We start from the raw sequence: 16,129 nt of genomic DNA on the forward strand, positions 1-16,129 counted from the left end.
CATGACCGCTACACCTGCCATTCAAACCCGTTTTTTTGCATTTGAAAGCGACTTTGTTGACAGCTTGCGCTGCATTCCGATGGTCGTCCGCTACAAGCTCGATACCTGCCGTGTAAAGCTGCAACTTTCCGACTGGGCCAAGTTCAATTATCAGGAAAAAGACCAGTTAGCCGAACTATCCTGCCATACAGAGGTAGAAATAAATGCTTATGCCGACTTTGTGAATGCATTGGTTTGGAAATACACCAACAGCATACCGAGCCTGCTCAAAAACCTCGATCCGGCATGGATATGCGCACAGGTACCTATGGAGGTGCGCGAGAAGGTGCAGGAGTGGAACTGCCCTGTCATTTCCGCCAGTCAATGGATGCAGCTGGATGTACTCGAACGCTTCGCATTGGTAAAGCTAAGCCGGTCGGGGCACGAAGGGCGGAATTTTCCGCGTGCGCTGGCGGAATTTGGATTGCCTACCGCATCCGGGCGATCGGTGTCAATGCACTGAAACGATATCTTCAAGCTTGGCAGATTCAGTGCACTATTATTTTCCTGACGACCTTTTCTCTTCCAAACGCGGCAGTAATAATGTAGGTACCCGGCGTTAACTTCCCCAGCGAAACAGTACCCGGAGCATTGCTTTGTTTAAAATGTCGTTGCAGTAAGATCTGACCTTTTTGATTAGTTAAAATCAAGCCGTATTCTTCAAAACCGCCGGCGATCTCCACAAATACTTCCTGATTGGCAGATGGGTTGGGCTTGACAATGAGTTGGTCATCGGCTAATGCATCGAGTATCCTTACAACGACTATACCGGAAAATTGCCATCTTCCATCCCAATCCACTTCTTTAAGCCGATAGTAAACTTTTTCTCTAAAAAACTGATTCGACAGCCCTTCGTCGCTAAACCGATAAAAACGTTCGATATCAGATTCCCCGGATGCATTCAGTTTCCCGATAGAAGTAAAAGTACGCCCATCCCAGGAGCGTTCAACTACAAAATAATCCGCCTTCGCTTCCTCCGCAGTGCGCCATCTTAACAAGGCTCTTCCACTCTGAAATGATCCGGAGAAATGGCTGAATCGTACCGGTAGCGGATTGGTCACGACGACCTTCATTGTATCACTGAGACATGTAAGTCCGTCACTAACAACGTACTCCGTTGTTATGCCAGGAGATACATCGATGGCGCCGGTCGTGGCTCCGGTATTCCACACATAATTCCCGACGTACGAAGCTTTCAGAGCGACGCTCTGTCCCTTCTCAATTTGAATCGAATCGTTCCGGTTGACGTCCTTGACAATCGTAAACCGGTCACGCACGGCCCCACCGGACGCAATCCATTTCATGTCGAGCCGGTTACCCTCCACCTCCAGCAGCAGTGCTCCTCCGTACGATGCACTGGCGAAAGGGAGCGCGTCGTGAGGGTATCCGGCTTGGGTGGCGCCGAGTTGCCCGGCCGAACCCGCGACCACATAAACGGTCCCCTTGTTTCCGACAGTGCTTTTTACATAAGGGCATGAATCCGCTGAGCCATCGTACTTGCCTGAAGAATTGCTGATGTTATGAGCATTCGCATCAAACGTTGCCTCCAGACCATAATGTCCATTCATTAACTTCGACCTCTCATAGTCATGGCTGTGCCCGCACAAAATGACGTCAACCCCACCACGCTCCAGAATACGAATGAAATTCCCCCTGATCTTGACCAATTCCGATTCCGTGTCTGAATCGTGGGAGCCCTTGGTATACGGTGGATCATGCCAGTAGGCAACTACCCAATCCTTGTTGGTATTTGCGGCCAGATCTTGCTTGATCCATTGCACCTGTTTTCCCAGGGTGTCGTATAGCCGGGTCGCGTCGGCTTCCTTTCCGTAAGAATCAAGCGCTAGAAAATGGATATTTCCATAGTCGAACGAATAAAAAGACTCTGTACCGGACGGCGTCCCCCCTGCTTCGCCGCCGGACGGCACCGTAAAGATGTCGTAATAAGGGATCTTGTGATCCAGTTGCCTCGTCGCACTGTTGGCATATTCATGATTTCCCGGACTCGGGTACAGCGGCAATTGCTTTAAAAATCTGTCTTTATAAATATTGAAGAAATTGCTCTGGTATTCGGCATCCGTCCCATTCATATATGCATTGTCGCCCAGCAATATCCAGGCATCCATATACTCATTACCACAGTACTCCAGTAGCTTATCTCTTGCATTGAGCTGGTTCGCAGAATTGTTCCCACAATCTCCCAACGCCCCGATCCGATATTTCCCTCGCATCCCTGGCTGCGGGGCCGTCTTGAAATAATTGTCGGCATTACCCTGCAAAAGGAGCTGCGAGGAGCCGATGGAATAATAATACCTCACATTGGGCTCGAGTCCTGTCAGTACGACTTCATGGTCGGTTACAAGAGTAGCGCTGTCGACCGTGTTCGTAAGCGCACCGGCCTGCATTCCGAAGGATACCCGGCTATCTGTGGGAATGTCAGTCCGCCAGCGGATAACAATGCTCTGTGAAGTGGCTGATTGAAGATAAGGCCCTCTCAACAGCATAGGTACAAAGTACCGGAGTACGAAAGGAAAAGTTGCATATCATAGTTAAAATAGTGTGCTTGACTCAAATGAAATACTACTCTATTCTTTGAGGAATTTAAAAATAGCTCCCCCTGATGCCGGGGCCAGAAAATACAGCCCTGGTTTTAAGTACCGCACATCGAGCTGTTTATCTTCCCAGCCTACCGGTTGGCGACTCAGGAGTATTTGATTTCCTTTGGAATCATAGATAACAAATTCGCCTGCGTTATAACCCCTCTTCGAAAGGCGCAGGTGGAGATAATCCTTCACCGGGTTAGGATACACTGTTAGCGCATCACTACCGGGCCCGCATTGGGATGGCACAATACGGGTTACCTGCGTTTTGCCATCCACATCGTGTTCCACTATCCGATAGTAACTTATCCCCACCGACGGTTCGGGATCGTCGAATGCATATTGATGGAGTCTTTTCGAATTTCCCGTCGCATCTGTTTCACCTAATGTGCGCCACGTAAAGGCATCATCGCTCTTTTGCACCTCAAAATAATCCGCATTCACTTCCTCCGACGTTTCCCAGCTCAGCCGGACGACCCCGTTGGTACAGCGGGCATCGAACTTGCTGAATATCACCGGCAACGGATCTGTGGTCTTGGTCAGTGTGTTATTCCTCGTAATGAGCCATGCATCCGGGTCAAAATATACTTCTGTGGCTTCGAAGCCGAGGTTTTCTAAAAATAGCTCTCCATTGGAGGTATTACTCAGCACTACGAGTTTCTGCTGATTGGTCCCCGCATTGCGGAACAGCAGCGGCACCGGCAGCTGAAAAAATCCAACGGAGGCATGCGATTGTGTCTGGTTCAGCTTCACCTGAACCGAGTTGCCCGCAACATACCATTCCACCTGATACGACGGATAGCCCTGTCCGGTGAACCATTGGTTGAAAAAATAGGTAAGATCCTTCCCGCTGGCTGTTTCCAGATGATTTTTCAGTATTGCAGTGGTGGCAAAACCATAGGCCACGACCGGGTCGTTGATATAGTTTTGTACTGCGTTAAAAAAAGTAGCGTCACCCAATACCCACCGCAACATGTAAAGCAGATGCGAGCCTTTGAGGTAACTGAGTCGATTGCTGAAAATGCGGTTCACATCGTTCACATTGTCCACCCAAACTGATCCGCCCGGCTGAGATGTGATACTGTTGATCTCGTTGGTCCGGTTGTTTTTTGTAACAGCCGGGTATTTGTTTTCCATGTAAATGCTCGACAAATGGGTCGCGAAGCCTTCGTTCAGCCAAATATCCTCCCAACTCCCGCAAGTAACCTTATCGCCAAACCACTGATGCGCCAATTCGTGTGCGACCAGGTTTTCCTGTACATTGACCATAAACGAGCAGGTCTGATGCTCCATTCCACCACCCCAGCCAAACTGCACGTGGCCGTATTTCTCTTTTTTGAACGGGTAGTCCCCGAAAAGATTACTGAACAGCACCATCGCGTCAAGGGTGTTCTGGGCCCCGGCCTGAAATGCAGCCTGGCTTTCCGGATAACAATATGTTTTGAATGGCACCGTAGTTCCTCCGATGACCACGGTATGATCGAATATGTTGTAATTGGTGACCGCAAATGCTACCAGATAGCTGGCAATAGCATACCGGTGCTTCCAATGGGTACGTGTTTTAGCTCCCGCCACCGGGGTTTCGCTCTGCAGCAGGCCGTTAGATGCAGCTTTGTAGGCAACCGGGTGCGTCACGTAAATATCGATCGAATCCGCTTTGTCGTCGAGCCCATTCTTGCAGGGCCACCAGTCCCGGCTGCCATAGGGTTCGCTTAATGTCCAGATCACCGGCGTGGCTCCCGGACCGTGCGTGGCAGCGACGAATGCCCCTCCCGCAACAGGAGGAGCCCCCTCGTAGGTAATGGTAACCGAATCTTTGGTCCCGGCCGTCAGCGCCGATTGAAGCGTGATTGTCAGCAAATTGGCTGCCTGAGAAAAAGAAACGGGTGTGCCATGTTGCTGTACAGAGGATACAGTAAGAGCGTCTGCCAGGTCCAATGCAATCACACTCCCGGCTGCGGTCATTAGGAAATGAGGAGTAACCACCCCTTTGATGTACCTGACTGCCGGATCAACCTCCCACTCGCAACGGTAGTATCGGATATCGAAATTACCTGAAGCCTGAGTCCGCAATGCAGCCTCGGAGACATTCCATCTCGCACCGGCTGCCCGGCTTTCGATCGCCGGGACTTCAAGACTGTGAAAAACGGGCTCCTGTGCAAATAATCTGCCGAAGACGATCAGCAGGATAGGCAATAAATATCTATTCATAGCGCGACCAGGCCAGTAAGTATATCATTTTCAAACTACTAACTTAACCAATCGCCGGCAATTACAGGGCAATTTCCCTGCAAATGATCAAACGGGCAGGTTTGGCTAGAGACTGGTCAGTCCGTCACAAAAAGCAAGCAACTGCTTTAAATCCGTCCGATTGCCGAAATCGACCTTGTTTTCACGCAGATACCGCGCCACCTGGCGCTTATGAAGACCATAAACGGTCAGGAAACTCCGCCGCGAGACCACGTGATAAACGCGGTTATGATCTATCAGGAAATATGATGATCTCACGGACCAGGATTGGTCTGTCGAGTTGTTCTCCCATTGAAAATGGCCGCCCTGGTTACTCACCAAAAGACTGGCAGATGTGCTGCCTGCCGAAGCAGAAAAACGCTGTCCCGAATGGCTGAGCTTGGTTCCGGTAGCCTGGGGTTGTACCCTTTCTCCCAGAAAAACTTTTCCGTATCTCGCTACCGCTTCCATATCGCCGTGGGTTTCCGAAAGAAAAAAGGTCTTATCAGCTATTTCGACACGATCGATATACGCTTTACCGGTCACCAGGAGCGTGTCCGCCAACGGACCGATAAACTGGATCTGCCCATACTGGTAGTTATAGTTCAGTTTCGCCGGCCTCTTCGTTCCGTTGGCGAAATAAACCGTTCCGTAGATGAATTCAGGGTACCGGTACACATGGGATGCCCCACCGGAGAGCGGCACGTGAGCGGCCTTCGCGAATCCGGAATTGTTTTGTCCGGTCAGCCGGCATACCATACTAATGAACATCAGGGACAGGAGTAGCTTTTTCATCTTGTTCAGGAATAGAGTTAACAATTGTCTGATAGTAACTTAAAGATGTTAGTTGCCAATGCGTTATACTCCTTTTACTCCCGGCTGTCATGAAAAAAAATAATTTAGCTAGCGTATTGTGCAAAATGACGAAAAACTCTACAATTCTGCCTGAATAAAAAGGCACAATTTGGTATTTTTAGTAATATTAATACTACATATTGAACTCTAAACGTATATATTGTCGTTCATACAGTCTGTCTGAGACAATCAACGTTAAGAAATTAAAAAAACTGGGCTGTGGGCATAGTTTTGGTGCCCAAACGTCCTGAAATCAAGCGACCCACATGATGGAAATCGGAACTATCAAGGCGGTTCATATATATGTTCACCGTCAGCTATATATGACAGCCGAGCTCGAACTCAATCTGAAAGGAGTAAATTATACGTTTGGTGGACACGAAGTATTTCTTTCAGGCATGCACGGAGGCAGCTCCTGCGACGCCCCTTACCTGGGCAGGTTTCTTTTCAGGTGCATGCAAATCTGCAATGTCGACAGCTGGGACCTCCTGAAAAGCTCAAAGGTGCTGGTGGAGATCAACAGCGGTAAAGTTATTGCCATCGCTGATACCGCCGGCAATAACTGGTTCAATCCCGCCAGGGAATTTGAAATAATGGAGCGGGAAAAAGAGCAAAACGAGACAACCTACAAAGAAGATCGCAGGACAACGTCCGGATGAATGCGGGTCTATTCCAGCCTGATCTCATAGGTTTCGTCCACAGATTTTTCCGGTACGGCCAGCTCTAGGTACTCTGCCTGGTTAACCCGCAGGTAATTTTCGACGGCTAATATTGCATCGTTCTCCGATGCTGCTCCTGATACCGACAGAACCGCTCCGGGTTCCAGCTTTCCTTCTGCATTCTGGTTTTTTACACTTGGCATGGCAGTCTTCTTTGATGGATACCCAAAGCCCGCCGGACGCGAACATCCGGCAGGCTGTCATGAATGAATTCGGTTACTTCTGTGGAATAGTAGTTGGTGTTGTTGCGCCACCGGGCACAGTCGACGACGGTACTGTGGTACTTTGCGGAACCGTCGAAGGCGTTGTCGTGGTACCCGGGATGGTGCTTCTGGGCACGTTGCTGTTATTAGGTAACGTGCTCTGCTGTAATGAACCGGGTGTCGTGGTTCTTGGTACCGCATTAGGGTCGGTTGGGGTTACAGGCACTGTCGTAGACGGCACTGTGGTGCTGTTTGGTACAGTCGTGCTGCTAGGCACTGTTGTACTGGAAGGCACGGTACTTTGCGGTACAGTTGAAGGCTGGACGGTACTACCCGGCACGGTCGTTGACGATGGCTGAGTGGTAGTGCTGCCCGGTTTTACCGCTCCCGGTAATGTCGACGGCTGAACAGTGCTGCCCGGCACCGTTTGGGGTTGGGTAGTGTTGCCCGGATACGTCGACGGCTGCGTCGTTGTAGGTGCAGGCGTTGTCGATGTGGAAGGAGTCGTAGTCTGGGCCATTGCCGCAGCCGATCCCAAAAGCGCTAATGCGATGATATTCAATTTCAAGACTTTCATAACGATGCTATATTTAGTTGATGAATCATTTCAAGAACAGGCAGTTGTATACCAAGAACCGTGCCAGCATCCGGACCGCGTGCGGAATCCCATCTCCGTCATTTGAAAAATCCTGTTTCGGAATTTGTCTCAAACACCCCCCAAAATAGACGTTTTTACACATGCTGTTTGCAACAAAGAATAGTGAGCTTTGTATAAATCATAAACCTTTGACTACCATGGAAAAACAACCGGACACGCTAACTGGCTCAATGGAAGAAAACCTCGCGGAACATCGCATCGTATCCCAGGAGGAATGGACCAGGGCCCGCAAGGAACTCCTTAAAAAAGAAAAGGAACTCACCTACCTCAATGACGAGCTCAGCCGGCAACGTCGCGATTTGCCTTGGGTGAAGGTCGACAAATCCTATATTTTCGAAGGACCGGAAGGAAAGCTCTGGTTATCAGACCTTTTCTACGGAAAAAGCCAACTGATTGTTTATCATTTCATGTTTGCGCCCGAATGGGAAGAAGGCTGCCCCGGCTGCTCGTTCCTGGCCGACCACATCGACGGCGCCAACCTGCACCTGAAACACCATGACGTGTCGGTGGTAGTGATATCCCGGGCACCGCTGGCCAAACTGCTCGCATTTAAGAAACGGATGGATTGGAAATTCAACTGGGTTTCGTCCAATGGGAGCGATTTCAATTACGACTATCGCGTTTCATTTACGGATGAACAATTAAAGAACGGAACTGTCTATTACAACTTCGAATATGCCAAACATGACGAAGGCGCAGAGTCACCGGGGACCAGCGTGTTTTACAAGGACCCGGCCGGTAACATTTTCCACACTTATTCCAGCTATGGCCGCGGCGGCGACATCCTGATCGGCGCACACAACTACCTGGATTTAACTCCCAAAGGCCGAAATGAAGACGGTATCATGGACTGGATGCGCCATCATGACAAATATGAGGATTTCAAGGACGATTCGGGCAGTTGCTGCCATTAGCAGCAGCCTCCCTCGCCTGTTCAGATATTTCGCATTTGTCTTTTTTCGTGCTATTATATTCTGCATTGAGGAGATTTATAATTTTTTTATTCGCAACATAGGGAAAAGTAGTCTTTAATTGTCTGGCGGGTGTAATTGTAAGCCAGCCCTTTTGACATCTCACTGATGACTGCTTTTCCGCTTAACCCACTGGAAGAAGATTTTCCCGGCCAAACGCCGGAAAATCACGACCACGCAAAGTCCGAGGCCATCGTCCCTGATGACGAATGGCTGTTGCGGAGGCTGTTTACCGAAGATCCTGAAAAGGCCTGCGAGCTGCTTTTCCGGCGGTACTACGTGAACCTGTGCAATCACACCATCCGCTTTGTTCATTCCAGGGAAGTGGCTGAGGACATCGTGTCCGAAATTTTCACCACATTCTGGCAAAACCAGACTTTCCGGCAAGTCACGACCTCCTATCGGGCGTATCTCTACAAATCGGTCCGTCACCGTGCGTACAATCACCTCAAATGGCAGGTCCGCTTCCAGCATTCCGCCGATGAGCCGGTACACCTTTCAGAAAGTCCAAGCCCGCACGAAGCACTGCAATATTCGGAACTCCATCAGAAGATCGAGCTCATTATCCGCGAGCTGCCCGCACAATGTCGTCGCGCTTACCTTTTGAAGCGTGTCGAAGGGAAAAAATACGACGAAATAGCACAGGAAATGAAGATCAGCGCCAAGGCAGTGGAAGCACTCGTCAGCCGGGCGCTCAGCCGTCTGCGGAAGGAGTTATCTGCGCATTGGGTCCTGTTCATTATGCTCTTTTTTTGCTAATCCGCACCATGAAGGAATCTATTATCCGATTATTGCTATTTGAATTCTTTGAGGGAAAAACGACGTCCATTCAGCGGAAAATGATCGAAGAATGGTTAACTGAGGAGCCCAATCAGGAACTTTTCTACCGCTACCTCGATGAATGGGAAAGCGAACACCCGCAGTTTGGCCCCGATCAGGAAATCGCCCTTGAACGCTTCCGATCGGTTATGGCGGGTGCCAGCGAAATGGGACTGTCCGACAAGGCTCCGGAACCGGTAAGATCGCTCCCGACGTGGCGCTGGCTCTGGGTAGCAGCCGCGGTATCGCTGTTAGCCGCTGGAATGGGATTCCAAAAACAGATCCGGTACAAGTCTCTTGAATCGGCTCCCGGAAAAACCGTAACCTACCGGCTGAACGAAGGCACAGAAGTGCTGCTGAATTCCAATTCAAGACTTTTAGTACCCCGCTTCGGCTTCCTGGGCAATGAGCGGGAGGTTTTTCTGGACGGTGAAGCCGAGTTCAAAGTCACCCACACCCGAAACAACGATCGTTTTGTCGTACGAATGGGTGATCGCTACCGGATTGAAGTGCTGGGAACCGAATTCGTCGCGTTCTCGCGGGAGCGTGGAAAAAGGGTATTCCTGAAAGAGGGGAAAGTCAAACTCGGGTTGCCGGAAGGAAAACAGGTTTACATGAAGCCCGGGAATCTCTTTGTCTCCGGCCAAAATGGTTCCTACAAAATGACGGCGCCGGCCGACACCCGCCCGTACACGGCCTGGAAAGAGCAAACATTCTATTTCAACAACACACTGCTGTCGGACGTCGCGCTGCAGATCGGCGAGCAGTTCAATATCAACGTACGTATACCAGATACGTTACTGGCACAACGAAGGATCGGCGGCATCTACAAAGCCGAACAGGCGGACGATCTGTTGCAGATCTTGTCCGAACTCATGCAAATAGAGGTCATCCAGAAAGAGGACCACATCGAACTGTCTATTCCTAAACCTTAATAATATGTCCAATCCATTACTTACCAAATCAGGGCTGGTACTGATCGCGCTGCTGATGGGCCGGGGAGCAATTGCACAAAACGTCGCGTTTGTGCAGCCTTCGCGGCTTCATCCGGAACGTCAGAATGGCCCGGAGACCCAGAAGCTGAAAGAAGCCCTCCTCGAACTCGGTAAAAAGTATCAGGTCAACATCGTTTTCGAAGAATCGACGGTCCAGGGCATTTCGATCACCATTTCTCCGGAAGCAGGCAATGTCAAGCTTGAAAAAAGGCTCGAATCGCTTCTAAATCCTAACAATCTGGAATTCAGGAAGTCGAGAAAGGGCACTTACCTGATCGTCAGGAAGCAGGTGAAAAAGACCGCCTACGAACAGCCGCAGACCACCGATGTACCGAAGGACGAGCCAATGCCCGGCACTCCCGCGCCCACGGAGGCACGAATCCCCGCAACCGACATACAAATCGCCACTATTTCGGTCAAAGGCCGGGTATTCGATGCCAAAGGCGATGGTCTGCCCGGTGTCAGCATTGTAGTGAAGGGTACAAACCGGGGCGTCACCACCGACGCCTCCGGGGCCTATCAGGTCACTGTCGACGATGCAAGTTCTGCATTGATTTTCAGCTTTGTAGGCTTCGCTAGTCAGGAAGTAGTGGTTGGCAACCGGACCACGCTGGATATCGTGATGACCGAAAATGTGAACGCGCTGGAAGAACTGGTGGTAATAGGTTACGGCGAGCAATCGCGAAAAGACCTGGTCGGTTCGGTGGGCGTATTGAACAGAAAAAACTTTGGAGATGTGGGTGTGAGCAATACCTCGCAACTATTGCAGGGTAAAATCGCGGGCGTGCAGGTGGTCAACAACAGCGGCGTGCCCGGTGCCGGTGCGCAGATCGTCGTTCGTGGTACCGGCTCCTTCACCAGCGCCGCACCGCTCTATGTCATCGACGGTATCCAGAGCGATGCGACAATGTTCAACTCGCTCAGCCCGTACGACATCGAGTACATCAGCGTGCTGAAAGACGCCTCTTCCGTTGCGATATATGGCGCGCAGGGTGCCAACGGTGTGGTGGTGGTAACAACCCGCCTCCCTAAAACCGGGAAACCCCGCGTGACCTACAATGGCTACGTGGGTATTTCCAGGCCATGGAAACAATTCGATATGCTCAATGCGCAGCAATACACCGATCTGGTGAAGGAGTGGTATACCAACTACGGCCAGCCCCTTCCGCCACGCCTGGCGACACCAGAGGCCAATATCACGAAGACCGACTGGCAGAAGGAAATGTTCCGGACCGCCAAAATGAGCGAACATCATATCAACATCGGCGGAGGTACCGAACACGTCACTTACAGTTTTTCAACCGGTTATACCAAACAGGAAAGCCAGGTCGTGGACCTTAATTTCACCCGCGCCAACTTCCGCTTCAACCTGGAAGAATTTATCGGCAAACGCATCAAGCTGGGCCAGCAGCTCAACATCCGCTACCAGGTGTCGGACGGCAACACAGCCAACATCCTCAATGGCCTGCGTATGCCTCCCTATATTTCCGTTTATGACCCTACCAACCTCCTGGGCGGCTACGGTATCGCCACCAGCGCCAGGGACGGTAACGACTCTCAAAATCCGCTGATTATTCCTAACCTCTACGACACCAAGAACCGCAATCTGAACAACTACCTGCAACTCTATGCCGAACTCGATATCATCGAGGGTCTGCGGTTCCGCACCCAGTTCGGAGGCACTTACAATTTTAACCAGAACTATTCCTATAATCCCACCTATGCGGGCAACCAGCTGGTTACCCAAAGCCAGATTTCGGAGGGGTACGGGTACAACCTGAGCTACATTCTTGAAAATTATTTTACCTACAACAGACAGTTCAAAGACCACGGCCTGACCCTTACGGCGGGTAACTCCTATCGGGACGGCTATTTGTCGAGGTCTGTAAACCTGGTGGGAAGCAACTTTGCCAATACCGAAATTCACCAGATCGGCGTAGCCAAAACAGTGAATTTCAGCTCGGGGTCGGCCAACTCCAACTCCCGGTTCATCTCCTATTTCGCACGTGTGAATTATAATTTCAAAGAAAAATACATCCTGACCTTAACGGGCCGCCGCGATGCTACCTCGCTTTTCAGCAAGGATAACCGCGTGGGCTACTTTCCCTCGGCGGGTCTGGGTTGGCGGATCTCGGATGAAGCATTCATGAAGAACATCCCATTCATTTCCGATCTGAAATTGCGGACCAGTTGGGGTAAAACAGGAAACTCCAATATCGCCGGCTTCTCTTATCAGTCGACTGTATGGACAGGCTCGGGTAACAGCGTGGTGTATCCGTTGGGCCCCAATGAAACGCTCGTCAACGGTGCCACGGTGACGGTTCCCTCCACGCCTAACCTGAAATGGGAAGAAACTTCTACCATCGACGTGGGATTGGACGCGACATTCTTTCACAACCATTTCAGTGTGAGCGCCGGATATTACAACCGGAAGAATAAGGACCTGCTCGTGGAAGTTCCGGTTGCATTATCAACCGGTTACGGCGGCGTGAGCGGCGCGTCGGCCAGCCAGCTGATCAACGCAGCTTCGGCATTCAACAAGGGGTTTGAGCTGACATTGGGCTACAACGGAACTGCCAAAGACCTGCGTTACAGTATCAATGTAAACGGGGCCTACAACAAAAACCAGGTTACTTCCCTCGGAACCCAGGGTGCGGTACCGATCATCAGCGGCGCATTCTACTCCGTTCCGGCCATGTCGCGCACCGAAGTAGGCCATCCGATCGGTGCATTTTACGGCTATAAATACGACCATGTGGCGATCGATAATGCGGATATCGAAAAATACAACGCATTGGCCCGCCAGAAAACCGGTGACCCGAATGCCGTGTACCAGGCTGGTCTGCTACCCGGGGACCGTATTTTTCAGGATGTCGACGGGGACGGGCAGGTTACCCTCACCGACCAGACATTTCTCGGCAGTCCCATTCCGAAACTTACTTATGGCGTGGATGTTAACCTGAACTACAGAAATTTCGATTTCATGGCAACCCTGCAGGGCGTAGCAGGTATCGATATTATCAATGGCACGAAATACTATCTCGAAGGCGTAGCCCTGCCATTTAACACCAAAACCACTGTGCTGAACCGCTGGCAGAAGCCCGGCGACGTGACCGACATTGCGCGTGCAGGCCAGAACTACGGTACTGCGGCCAACCTCCGCAACTCGTCCTGGTATGTCGAAAACGGCGCCTACGCCCGGGTACGCAATGTGACGCTCGGGTACACGGTCCCCGGCACGAAGATCAAACCCTCAACGGGCAACGTCATTTCCAGCCTGCGCGTATACCTCACAGCCCAGAACCTGTTCACATTCACTAATTACTCCGGCTACGATCCCGAGGTCACCGGTAGCGGCAACTTCATCTTCGGAAGAGGCATCGATACCGGCCAGGTACCACAGCCGAGAACATTCATGCTCGGTTTGCAACTCGGGTTCTAGAAAAAACTTAAAGCTTTTTAAACAGAAAGACATGAAAAGGATAAAGCTATTTCTGTGTACAGCTATGTTTCTTACTGCTTGCAGCGACAGCCTGCTCGACGTCAAGAACGAGAATACCTACACGGATGAAACCTATTTCAAAACCAAAACGCAGTTCAACGAGGCGATCATCGCTACCTATACGGTGTTCAGCCACATGGGAATGATGTCACGGGAATGGTACTTCATCTTCGATCTGCTGGCCAACGAGGCCGAACGGTCCAGTGCCCTGGTCGGAACCGAGCTGCAACTCACCGATTACAGTTTTACGAATAACAACGAAGACATCGTAGGGCTGTGGTCATCCCTTTACCGGATGGTTTTCCGTGCCAACCTTGCATTGAAAGTAATGGAAACCTGGCAGCCTGCCGACGCTTCCGAGGAAACCCTGAAAAAACAGTACATCGCCGAAGCGCACTGGCTACGTGGTTTCGCTTACTTTAATCTGGTAACCAACTGGGGGCGTGTGCCATTGAAAATGACTTACGATGATTCCAAAACAAATTCCAGCCCGAGGGCCTCCGTGGAGGAATTGTGGAGGGTGGTCGAGAACGAGTTCACCCTCGCCATCCCCGACCTTCCCGTGGAATACCAGGCCGATCAGAAAGGGCGTGCGACCAAGGGCGCGGCCATAGGGTTCCTGGGAAAAACTTATCTCTTCCAGAAAAAATATGATCAAGCCGTGACAGAGCTCACCAAGCTTACCACCGCTCCGTTCACTTATGCCCTGGATCCCAGCTACGACCATTTGTTTGGAGAAGACAATATCAATACGCCGGAAGTCCTTTTTGCGGTCAACCATGTGTACACCACTTCCAATACCCAGTATTATATGTTTGGCGGCTGGGAAGGGGAAGACGGCAAGACATTCCACACCGGCCGTGCCCAGGAGTATGGTTTCAATGATTGGGAAAACGTAACGATTTCCAATGCGCTCGTGGCTGCCCACAAATACAACGACCCGGCGACAGGCACCGCGGGCTATATCGATCCACGCGCGGCGCTGACTTTTTACGGCAGCAAAGCCAATGGCGGCGACACCGAGTATTGCGACCATTGCGCAGCTGGCCCCATTCAGTTCCCATTTGATTTTTACAGTAACCGGTACCGCAAATATGAGCCCTACGAATTTCAGAAATACACCGAAGCCCCGATGAGCGGCATCAACACACACGTCATGCGCTACGCGGATGTGTTACTCATGCTCGCGGAGAGCCATATCGAGAAAGCAAGTCCGGATCTGGCCAAGGGTATTTCGTATATCAACCAGGTGAGGAACCGGCCCAGCGTGATGGCAAAAAACTACCCTTCGTCTTTGAGCCAGGCCGACGCGCGCACCGCACTGCGCCGTGAACGCCGGATCGAGCTTGCCGGTGAGCAGTCGCGCTGGTTTGACCTCATCCGTTGGGGCATAGCGAAGGAAACGCTCAATACCGAACATCCCGAAGGACCCGGCCAATACCCATTCCTGGACAAGCACGTGCTGCTTCCCATTCCGATCGCGGAAAGAAACGCCAATCAGGCATTGGCAGCGGATATCGCTAACGACTGGAATTAACCGGTGGTGACGGCATTCAACATCGGTTTAATGGCGGCATGCTCATGTTTCATGGCATGCCTGCCATCTTTTGGACAGGCGCGTGTGGTACCTGAAGCCGCAAATGGCCGGTACACCATTGCATTGGAACGGCAGATCATGAAAATTAACCCGGCAAACGGAGCGCGGATTACTTCTTTGCTTCTGGAAGGTGAAGATTTCCTGACCGACAGCACCGTCAACGATTTCAACTGGGGATCGACATTCTGGGTGAGCCCCCAGAGCGACTGGAACTGGCCTCCTTCGGCGGAAATCGACAATAAGCCGTATCGGGCGAAAGTCCTGGATAATGCAGTTATTCTGACAAGTTCGAGAGACCCCAAAACCGGACTGGTGGTGGTAAAGGAAATATCAGGTAATGCAAATGATCAATCCTTCGTCGTAAAATACACGATCCGGAACGAGTCGGATCAGGACCGGCGCGCGGCCCCCTGGGAAGTAACCCGCGTGCATACGGGAGGAACTGCATTTTTCCCGGCCGGGAAAGACCAGGCCCGCGGTGGTTTGCTTTCGTCGACCTCGGTTAGCAACGGTATTTTCTGGTATGTTTATCAAAAAGACAAACTACCTGGGAAAGGTGACCGCCAAATTTACGCGGACGGTGCGGAAGGCTGGCTCGCCCAGTTAAACGGGGACAGAATCCTGATCAAGAAGTTTCCGGATCTCGCACCGGAACAAACCGCACCCAAGGAAGGCGAGGTAGAGCTTTTTGCCAGCGAAGTTACCGCAGATAATCCAGGCTATGTGGAAATCGAACATCAAGGCACCTATGAAACTTTAAAACCAGGTGCTTCAACCACCTGGACCACCACCTGGTTCCTCAGAAAATTACCCCCGGGCGTGAACCGCTCGCCCGGCAGTCGCAGCCTGGTCGACTACGTCCGGAAAATAGTAAAATGACCTGCACAGGTACTTTACCATACATTCGCTGCAATACGCCCTACGATCCCTAAACCTTTTTTC

The 16,129-nt window shown here is 51.1% G+C and carries 13 protein-coding genes; 9 read left to right on the forward strand and 4 right to left on the reverse strand.

Translation table 11 applies throughout. The features are described from left to right. Nucleotide 1: 1 nt before the first annotated feature. A complete protein-coding gene (locus tag BP71_RS08970; protein ID WP_496378258.1) occupies nucleotides 2–502 on the forward strand; it encodes a nitrate reductase associated protein in 501 nt (166 codons plus the stop codon). A 25-nt stretch (nucleotides 503–527) separates the two neighbouring features. On the opposite strand, the gene BP71_RS08975 is transcribed toward BP71_RS08970, so the two are convergent. The 3 genes from BP71_RS08975 to BP71_RS08985 all read right to left on the reverse strand — a co-directional run bounded on the left by BP71_RS08975 (nucleotide 528) and on the right by BP71_RS08985 (nucleotide 5,663). After that, nucleotides 528–2,543 (reverse strand): metallophosphoesterase, encoded by a 2,016-nt coding sequence (locus tag BP71_RS08975; RefSeq protein ID WP_496378259.1) that lies wholly within the window; start codon nucleotides 2,541–2,543, stop codon nucleotides 528–530. Between the two features lie 81 nt (nucleotides 2,544–2,624). Beyond that, nucleotides 2,625–4,850: a M1 family aminopeptidase gene (locus tag BP71_RS08980; RefSeq protein ID WP_496378261.1), complete on the reverse strand. Its 2,226-nt coding sequence runs from the start codon at nucleotides 4,848–4,850 to the stop codon at nucleotides 2,625–2,627. 105 nt (nucleotides 4,851–4,955) lie between these two features. Then, on the reverse strand, nucleotides 4,956–5,663 hold the full coding sequence (locus BP71_RS08985) for a hypothetical protein (protein WP_496378263.1): 708 nt from the start codon (nucleotides 5,661–5,663) through the stop codon (nucleotides 4,956–4,958). 329 nt (nucleotides 5,664–5,992) lie between these two features. Here BP71_RS08985 and BP71_RS08990 point away from each other — a divergent pair, with 329 nt between their 5' ends. Then, nucleotides 5,993–6,382 (forward strand): hypothetical protein, encoded by a 390-nt coding sequence (locus BP71_RS08990; protein WP_496378265.1) that lies wholly within the window; start codon nucleotides 5,993–5,995, stop codon nucleotides 6,380–6,382. Nucleotides 6,383–6,390: 8 nt separating this feature from the next. Here BP71_RS08990 and BP71_RS08995 read toward each other — a convergent pair whose 3' ends face one another. Next, a complete protein-coding gene (locus tag BP71_RS08995) occupies nucleotides 6,391–6,585 on the reverse strand; it encodes a hypothetical protein (protein WP_496378267.1) in 195 nt (64 codons plus the stop codon). Between the two features lie 14 nt (nucleotides 6,586–6,599). Here BP71_RS08995 and BP71_RS09000 point away from each other — a divergent pair, with 14 nt between their 5' ends. The 7 genes from BP71_RS09000 to BP71_RS09030 all read left to right on the forward strand — a co-directional run bounded on the left by BP71_RS09000 (nucleotide 6,600) and on the right by BP71_RS09030 (nucleotide 16,066). After that, nucleotides 6,600–7,004 carry a hypothetical protein gene (locus BP71_RS09000; protein WP_496378269.1) on the forward strand — a complete coding sequence of 135 codons (405 nt, stop codon included), beginning with the start codon at nucleotides 6,600–6,602 and terminating at the stop codon, nucleotides 7,002–7,004. Nucleotides 7,005–7,440: 436 nt separating this feature from the next. Then, nucleotides 7,441–8,217 (forward strand): DUF899 domain-containing protein, encoded by a 777-nt coding sequence (locus BP71_RS09005; protein WP_496378271.1) that lies wholly within the window; start codon nucleotides 7,441–7,443, stop codon nucleotides 8,215–8,217. Nucleotides 8,218–8,382: 165 nt separating this feature from the next. After that, nucleotides 8,383–9,033: an RNA polymerase sigma-70 factor gene (locus BP71_RS09010; RefSeq protein ID WP_496378273.1), complete on the forward strand. Its 651-nt coding sequence runs from the start codon at nucleotides 8,383–8,385 to the stop codon at nucleotides 9,031–9,033. An 8-nt stretch (nucleotides 9,034–9,041) separates the two neighbouring features. Continuing rightward, nucleotides 9,042–10,028 (forward strand): FecR family protein, encoded by a 987-nt coding sequence (locus tag BP71_RS09015; protein WP_496378275.1) that lies wholly within the window; start codon nucleotides 9,042–9,044, stop codon nucleotides 10,026–10,028. A gap of 4 nt (nucleotides 10,029–10,032) precedes the next feature. Then, nucleotides 10,033–13,530, forward strand: coding sequence for a SusC/RagA family TonB-linked outer membrane protein (locus tag BP71_RS09020; protein ID WP_496378277.1), 3,498 nt, complete (start codon nucleotides 10,033–10,035; stop codon nucleotides 13,528–13,530). Nucleotides 13,531–13,561: 31 nt separating this feature from the next. Further along, a complete protein-coding gene (locus BP71_RS09025; RefSeq protein WP_496378279.1) occupies nucleotides 13,562–15,127 on the forward strand; it encodes a RagB/SusD family nutrient uptake outer membrane protein in 1,566 nt (521 codons plus the stop codon). Between the two features lie 51 nt (nucleotides 15,128–15,178). Continuing rightward, complete coding sequence (locus tag BP71_RS09030) at nucleotides 15,179–16,066, forward strand: DUF4380 domain-containing protein (RefSeq protein WP_496378281.1); 888 nt, start codon at nucleotides 15,179–15,181, stop codon at nucleotides 16,064–16,066. Nucleotides 16,067–16,129: the final 63 nt, after the last annotated feature.

The organism is Dyadobacter ginsengisoli DSM 21015, from assembly GCF_059568735.1.